The sequence below is a fragment of the Microbulbifer sp. genome, from assembly GCF_036563125.1.
Classification (GTDB): Bacteria; Pseudomonadota; Gammaproteobacteria; order Pseudomonadales; family Cellvibrionaceae; genus Microbulbifer.
Genome location: NZ_DATCMV010000176.1, coordinates 1 through 7904 on the forward strand (window position 1 = coordinate 1; position 7904 = coordinate 7904).

The following is a 7904-nucleotide window of genomic DNA, read 5'->3' on the forward strand; positions in this document are numbered from 1 at the left end:
GTGGTAGGCCTGGGAGAGAAATCCGACGTATTCGTCGAGCGAGATTTCGCCGCGCGCGCCGCGCTGGATCACGGGCAGGCTGAGCAACTGCTTACGTTCCGCTTCGGTCTCACGCTGTAACTGGTCGAAGAAATTCATCAGGCAACTCCTGGGTTCTGATCACCGGAAACGGGTACCGGTGCTATAGGGGAAATGTTTTGTGCATTTGCTGGATCGCGATAGAGGCCCTCGATCACCGCCGTATAGCGTTCGGCGATGCGATCGCGGCGCGGACGGCCATTGGCGGTGAGCAGGCCGTCGGCAAAAGTGAGTGGTTGCGTAAGTGGGGCCCAGCGGCGAATGCGGGCGTAATCTGGCAGCACTCGGTTGACCGTCTCGATCCATTGTTCAATCTGCTGTGCGTCGGTGCCCGGTCGCGGCAACAACAGCGCGCTGCAATAGGGGCGCGCATCGCCAACCACCACACACTGCAGCACTTCCTGCGCGCGCAGCAGTTCGCTCTCGATCCACTCCGGGGAAATGTTGCGGCCGTAGGAGCTGATCAGAATGTTTTTCTTGCGCCCGGTGATATGCAGGAAACCATCGCTGTCGCGGGAGCCCAGATCGCCGGTGGCGAGCCAGCCGTCACTGCTCGCGCTATCGTCGTCTGTGTCACCCAGATAACCGAGATAGCGCGGACCGCGCACCACGATCTCGCCATCCCGCAGCGCAATTTCACAGTGCGGCAGCGGTTTACCCGCCGCGCCTTCCCGCACTGCGCCGGGAAGGTTCAGGGCGACCACAGAACCGCATTCGGACAGGCCGTAGCCCTCGTACACCGGCAGGCCACGACCGGCCGCTTCGCGCAGCAGATCGGCGGAGACCTTGCCACCGCCCACCGCCACAAAGCGCAGGGTGGGCGGCGGCTGCCAGCCGAAATTATCCACCTGATCCAGCAGCGACTTCAGAATCTGCGGCAGCAGGATCAGGCTGTCGGGCTGGTGTTCGTCGATGCAGGCACACAACTTCTGCATATCCAGTTGCGAGCTGCCGGAGAAACCGAGCCGTTCCAGTCCCGGCACCAGTGCGGTACCTCCCAACAGCCAGCAGGTGTAGGCTCCGGCAACGTTTTCCAGCAGGGTCGCCAGCGGCAGCAGGCACATGTGGGTGGCACAGCGCAGCGGTGCGAGGCTCACCGCCAGCGCCTCGGCGGTGGCAAACTGGGTTGCATTGGAAAGACACACCCCTCGCGGCGTACCGGTGGAACCAGAGGTGAAGGTGATCTTGGCAGTGTCCGCCGGCAGTTGTGCCGGCTGAACCCGGGTGCACGGCAGCAGGGTCATGCCGGCAAATGCCTCACCGGCACCGAATAGTGGGGCATCAGAAAAATAGCCGGGCATGTCCGTCAGCAGCGCCTGCAGTCCGCTGGTACTGATGGTGTGCTGCAACTGTTGCGTGGAGAAAAAGCCGGGTAGCGGCACCAGGGTAACCCCGGCCAGCTGGCAGGCGAGATCCACCAGCAACCAGCGCGGACCGTTGTTGGCAAACAGGCCGACCACTTGCAGGTCGCGGGCATTCATTGCTGCGGCGATGGCGGTCACTTCCTGCAGCATCTCGCCGTAGGTAAATCCCTCGTGATCGCCGAGCAGCGCGGCGCGGCCGGGATAGATTTCCGCAGTGGTGCGCAGACTCTCAAGCAGCGGGGAGTTGGTCTTCGAGATATCGGTCATACGCTCGCCTCCACCAGCTGCCGGGCGAAGGCGGTGGCCTGCGGCCGGCACACCTCCAGCAGCTCGCTGATCAGCGGACGCTGCAGGCGCCGCTCACGCTCGGCCCTGACATTGACGGCAACCACCGCGGGACGGGTGTTGTAGTAGGTCCCCCAGTCCGCCAGCTCCGCACCCAGGCGGGCGCCATCGGCACGGCACAGTACCAGCTGGTCGTCGGTGAGTTTTTGCAGCAGGTGCTGCACTTCGGGAGTGGCGGTGAAGATGGCCCAGGTGAGGTCTGCGGCGGCAAACAGCTCCGCCAGCATCAGAAACAACAGGCGGCTACCGCCGCGGGCCGTGGCCACCAGGTTGCCGATCTCGACGATATCCGTACGGTTTACCGGTACACCCGCGCGGGATTCCAGCAGGGACTCCACCGGCTCGTCGAGATACTGCTCGAGAAACAGCGGCTCACTGCCGGCCCGGCGCATACCGAGTACCCCGTGGATCCGCTGGCCCTTGCCGTAGGAGAGCAACCAGGGCATGTAGTGCCGCAGCTGGGCGCCATAAACCTGCTGGAACTGCCCGGCAATACAGGATTCCACCGCGGCGCGCCCAGCAGCGCCGGTGCCGCTGAACTGGAACGCGAGGGGGGAGTTGGCCTCACTGTCCTGGCTGTCAGGGCTCTCTTCGCCATTTGTGCCAAAGCGCTCGGAAACCACTGGCTCGGCACCAAAGGTGTTGAGATAGCCAGCAAACTCGCCGGACCGGGACTGGAGCGCATACTGCGAGCGGACATCCACTGACATTTCCTTTTCTCCTGGTAGAAATCGGATATGAGCAGTCTACGGGGGCTAAATTAAGACAAACTTAAGACTTCCAATCTGGCGCCGAATCCATCGCGTATTGCGGCCTCCGGCTAATCCGCCGGTTCCAGCAATACCAGCTCGAAGCCGGTATCCAGGGTCAGCGTGTCGCCGGTTACCGCGGCCTCCGCCCCGGAATAGGCGTCGCGTAAGGTAGTGCCTTCATCGAATACACCGGATACCGGTATCACCTTTTCCCCCGCCGATAGGTCGAGGGCAACCAGCACTCTGTCGCCCTGTAGTGTGCGTGAAAAGAGCAGTGGGGCCTGCCGGTGAACCCTGTGCTCACCGGCACCTATGGCGGGATGTGCGCGGCGGAAATGCAGCAGTTTCTGCCAGTGGGCCAATACTTGCTGTGTCGCCGGATCGGCAAGTTCGTCCCAGTTCATCGGCGAACGCAACTGCGCATCGTAAATCGCCTGCGCGTCCGTCAGCTGCCGGGCGGTCTCATCGCCGTAATAAACCTGCACCGCACCCGGCGCCAGCAGCAGTTTGGTGGCGGACTCAAAGGTGCGGCTGCGATCGCGATCGAAACTGTCGAGATCGTCATGGGAACTGATGTAGCTCAGTATCCCGGCCCCTTTCAGGTCCCCGTCGATCAGGTCGTTCGCATACTGCTGAAACAGATTTGCCGGGGATTGTTGCGCCTGATGTACAAAACCCATATTGATCAGGCTGTCGAAACCGTACTGGTAAAAATCCACCTTGCGGTCGCCGAAGTCGTACTGGCGGCCGTCGCTGTTCCAGAAGTTATCCACACCGAAACCGTACACCTCGCCCAGCATAAAAAATGGCTTATCGTCGATTTTTTTCTCCGGGAACTGCTGTTTCCACTGGGCCAGCGCATCCTCCGCTTCCAGCTTCAGCTCCGCCCAGAATTCCGGTTCCACATGCTTGGCGGTGTCCACGCGAAAGCCATCGACACCGTATTCCCGCACCCAGTCGGTGAGCCATTTCATCAGATGGTAGCGGGGCGCGCGCGGATGGCCTGTGCGGGCAAAAAAACTGTTGAGTTCCGCAAGCTCCTGCTCCAAGCGCCCTTCCTGCTGCCATTTTTCCCGTAGCAACGGCGGAATTTCCACGGCAGCATCGCTCTCCGTGCGGATGTCCGGCAGGTGATCGGTCAGGGTGCAGGTGACATTGCCGGCAAAACCCGACCAGTCGCACACCGGCGCCGTGCGCACCCAGTCCGATGGCCACAACGGGTCCTGGGACGTTTCCGGCCCGGTGTGGTTGGCAATCACATCAAGCAGTACACGAATGCCCTGGCGGTGCGCGGTGTCGATCAGTTCCTGCAAATCCGCCTCACTGCCGAAATTGGCATCTACCGCCGTCCAGTCTTTTGGCCAGTAGCCGTGGTAGGCGTAGGTGCGCCCGGAGCTTTCGAGATAACCGTGGATATTTTCCACAATCGGCGACATCCAGATGGCGTCGATGCCCAGCGCGGAAAAATAACCTTCTTTCAGTTTGTCGATCACTCCGCGCAGATCGCCTCCGAGAAATCCCCGCAGCGGTGCGCCATCGGCCTGGCGGCTGTAGGCGAGATCGTTAGTGACATCGCCATTGCTGAACCGATCCGGCAGCAGGAAATAGATACTGGCGTTGCGCCAGTAGGGATCGATGGAAATTTCTGGCAATTGTTGTGGTTGCGGTGCAGGCTGGGGCACCGGTTGCGAGCTGCTATTTTCACCGCCGCCACCACCACATCCTGCGAGGGATACAGCCAGTGCCAGTGCCAATACCGAATGTTGCATTAGCGCCATGGGACAACCTCCCTTTGCACCACCGTTACACCACGCCACCGGACCAGTGGCTTTCCGGCAAATTATTGACGCCCAGGTAACGCGCCACATCGCCAAACAATTGATGCGTGCCGTAAATGCGCTGGCCGTTATTAATGCCGTCTCCGCAATTTATGATGCGCCCCATTTGCAAGGCACCGCCGGCGCCACCGGCGAGGGTCACCGCACCGGCGGCACCACCGTGTTTGGAGCCATCACCCACTTCCGAGAACATCACCACCAGGGTGTCATCGAGCAGGCCGCGGTTATCCAGTTGTTGCAGGGTGTAGGCGAGCAGTGAGTGATACCAGCGCACCTGTGCGGTATGCGGCACATCACCGGGGCGGTGGGAAGCGCTGTGGCTGGCAAATTCGTTATACCAGCGCGTGATCGAACCCACCGTGCCGCTGCTACTGCTGTGCTGGATGCCCTGGCTGATGGCGTCCTGAGCCATCTGCCAGCATTCGTCATAGGAGTAATTCACCAGGTTTCCGTTTTCATCACCCTTGGACAGTTGCAGTGTCGCAACCCGATGCAGTCCACAGGAAAAGGCCCCAACGATATTATCCACCTGGGCCCGCGCGAGATGCGGGAACATTTGCCACTCCGTGGGTGTTAGTGGATTGCTTGCAGCGTAATAAGGATCGCTCATTACGTTGGTGTTGAAGCTGCACGCACCGACCTGGTTTCCGGCGAGATCCCGCAAACGTTTAAGCGCATTTTCATGCAGAGTGAGTTTGTCGCGACGCGCATTTTCCAGGGTGACATCGGCGAGGCTGTCGAAGTCGTTGAGAATGGCTTCGTAGTAGGCCTGTTTGTCGCCGCTAGCTTGGGAGCCGCCGCCGGCAATGCCCACCGCCAGTTTTCTCGCCGCGTCGGCAGGATCGTTATTCGGGATGGGGCGCATACTGGTGTCGGTATTGCGCGGTTTGGAAATCATGATGTCCGAGCGACTGCCAGTGCGCACGCCCAAACTCAACACACCTTCATTGCCGAGCTGTTCTGCAATCAGATGGTCGATGCTCGCGCTCCCATAAGCGATCTGGTTGTTGCCGGTGAGAATGCCGCGCATGTCGTTGTAGTGGGCACCGGCACCGCTGCCGATATCCAGGGTGAGGTTCTGCAACACGATCATGCGACTGTGCCAGGGAGCCAGGGGACCGAGGCCGAAGCTCAGTTCCTGGCTGCCACTGATACTGCCCGTTCCCTGTTGCGGCAGCCAGTTGTAGGGCACCACACCGTTGGGGTAATAGAGAAACAGCACACGCTGTGCGCCATCGGTCTGGGCGAAAACCCGCTGGCCGAGCATGCTGCCCGCCAATGGCAACAACATGCCGGCCCGCGCCAGGTTATGCAGGAACCTGCGACGCGACTGGTTGGTGGATTCCCTGACCGGGGCAAAACCAAAATTCTTCAGCAGTTTCATTATTTTTATCTCCCGAATTTCAGCGGCGCAAAGTAAATGCGTCGGACAACACCAGGCTGCGCAACATATCGCGCATGCCGCCGCCGTTGCGCAGGTCATCGCTCACCCGGTGAATGATCAGGTCGTCACTGGTGCCCTCTTCGCGCCCCACCACATAGCGGTAGAACTGCCGTGCGAAACAGGCTTCGCCCTGGTCACTGCTGGCGATCAACGCCGCCAATTCCGGTACCGAATAAAAGTCGTAACTAGGACTGGTGGGGTCCATCACCGTTGCCGGGGTGTACAGGCTCTTGATATGGCCGCTATCGTCGATTGCCCGCTGCTCGCCGGTACCGATGGTTTCAATGGTGCGGTAAAGCGCATCACTGCCAAAACGCTCGAAGCCGAAACCGACCCCGTCGATAAACTGGTGGCAGGCGGCGCAGGCTGGGTCAGAGGTGTGGCGGGCGGTGGCCTCGCGATTGCTGTCGCTATCCTCAAATACCACGTTGAAATCCGCGGCCGCAGGCGGCGGAAACTCCTGGCACATCAACACCTCGCGCACATATACGCCGCGCTTGATCGGCGCCGGGTTCACGGTACTGGTGCGCGAGGCGAGGAAGCTGCCATGCCCCAACAGACCACTGCCGCTGCGCGGGTCATCGATGGCAAATGTGCGCATCGCCCAGTCGCTGTTGCTGCTGTCCAGTCCATAGTGCGCGGCCAGCGTGCCGTTGGCCCAGGTGTAATTAGCGGAAAGCAATTCGCTATACGCGCTGTTACTGCGAATATTTTCCAGCACGAAACCCACCGTCTCTTCCTTGAAGGCGGCAATCAGGTCAGCGCTGTTAATGGCCGGGAAGGGATATTGATTGTTGATCAGCCAGCCGCCGATAAATCGACGCAGGCCCCGTTGCGCACGCGGGTCCGCGAGCAGGCGGTCCACCTGTGCCGCCACATCGAAGCTTGCCTCACTGGCGGCCAGCAACAGCGTGTCGTCCGGCGTGGTCACCCAGAAGGTGTAGGAAAGCAGCGTGGCAATTTCGTAATGCGTGAGCCGATAGAGCCCGCTCGCATTGTCCAGTTCGCCGAGTTCCGAACGGTACATGAAGTGCGGTGACATCAGCATGGCCTGCAGGGCCAGGCGACCGTCGTCGTCCGCGCTGTACAGCGTCGCATAGCGGCTGACTTCGTCAGCGGCGAGCGGTCGGCGGAACAGGCGGAAGCCGAGGGTGTCCACCACACAGTTTGTATCGCTGCAGCCACTGACCAGATTGGCAAACCCGCTCTGGCTAATGGCGAGATCCGCCACCTGTTCCGCCACCAGCTCGTATCCCAGGGTGCGGTCGTTGCCAGCGGTGAGGAACGACGCCGTATCAAAGTTGCGATAGCGTCCATCCGCGGGTACCGGCCCCATCAACGACGGATCAAAGTCGATGCCGAAAATATCCCGCACACTATTGAGGTATTCCTCGCGTGTCAGTAACCGCAGGTTGCGGGCATCAAGATTGCTGCCGTCACATTCGCTGCTGGTGCAGTTACTGCTGTTCCAGGCTTCATCGACAATCAAGCGCGCGGTTTCATAGGCGCAGGCACCGGGCTCGTCACCGGCACAGGTGGCGGCGGCATCCATCGGCATAAAGTCCTGGATATATTGGGTGAGGTCGCCGAGCTGCCAGTTGGCACCGGTGCCGGCCAGTGCCGGAGCCACATCGCCCTGCCCCTGCGCGCCGTGACAGCCGGCGCACTGGGCAGCATAAAAATTCTGCCCGGCCTCATACTCGTTATTGATACTGGGGAACAGCGCCACCAGCGACAGATCGTGCCGAGGAATCAGCAACTGCACCTGCGGCTGCGTGGGATCGTTGATGATGTAGGGCGCGGCGTCTCCGCTCCAACCGCCGAATTCGGTACCCAGCGGTGGCGCATCGGCATTCACGGTAATCACACTGCCGATCAGGTAATCCCGCTCACCATCGGCGGTGGTGCCACCGATTACCGATACACGCGAGGAATCCCCTCCCACGACGTCTTCCGGCATCCACGGCTCCCGCGCGCCGCCGACAAAACTGGAGGACTCGGCAATATTGCGTTGATCGCCGGTCTGCTGGCCATTGCCGCTGTTGAATACCAGATTGATCTCACCATTGTGCAGATCTTCTTG

The 7904-nt window shown here is 60.8% G+C and carries 5 protein-coding genes; all 5 read right to left on the bottom strand.

Going from position 1 to position 7904, the window contains the following annotated elements:
- Nucleotides 1–137: 137 nt before the first annotated feature.
- A complete protein-coding gene (locus VIL80_RS14905) occupies nt 138–1709 on the bottom strand; it encodes an AMP-binding protein (protein WP_332036884.1) in 1572 nt (523 codons plus the stop codon).
- On the bottom strand, nt 1706–2497 hold the full coding sequence (locus VIL80_RS14910) for a thermostable hemolysin (protein WP_332036885.1): 792 nt from the start codon (nt 2495–2497) through the stop codon (nt 1706–1708). The genes VIL80_RS14905 and VIL80_RS14910 overlap by 4 nt, the downstream gene beginning before the upstream one ends.
- 110 nt (nt 2498–2607) lie before the next feature.
- Nucleotides 2608–4317 carry an alpha-amylase family glycosyl hydrolase gene (locus VIL80_RS14915; protein WP_332036886.1) on the bottom strand — a complete coding sequence of 570 codons (1710 nt, stop codon included), beginning with the start codon at nt 4315–4317 and terminating at the stop codon, nt 2608–2610.
- Between the two features lie 25 nt (nt 4318–4342).
- Nucleotides 4343–5761 carry a DUF1552 domain-containing protein gene (locus tag VIL80_RS14920; RefSeq protein ID WP_332036887.1) on the bottom strand — a complete coding sequence of 473 codons (1419 nt, stop codon included), beginning with the start codon at nt 5759–5761 and terminating at the stop codon, nt 4343–4345.
- A gap of 19 nt (nt 5762–5780) precedes the next feature.
- Nucleotides 5781–7904: DUF1592 domain-containing protein (locus VIL80_RS14925; protein WP_332036888.1), on the bottom strand; the 2124-nt coding region annotated here is incomplete at its 5' end.

Excerpts from the sequence above, each read along its gene's own strand:
- VIL80_RS14920 (WP_332036887.1), bottom strand. The coding sequence starts at position 5,761 with ATGAAACTGCTGAAGAATTTTGGTTTTGCCCCGGTCAGGGAATCCACC.
- VIL80_RS14915 (WP_332036886.1), bottom strand. The coding sequence starts at position 4,317 with ATGGCGCTAATGCAACATTCGGTATTGGCACTGGCACTGGCTGTATCC.
- VIL80_RS14910 (WP_332036885.1), bottom strand. The coding sequence starts at position 2,497 with ATGTCAGTGGATGTCCGCTCGCAGTATGCGCTCCAGTCCCGGTCCGGC.
- VIL80_RS14905 (WP_332036884.1), bottom strand. The coding sequence starts at position 1,709 with ATGACCGATATCTCGAAGACCAACTCCCCGCTGCTTGAGAGTCTGCGC.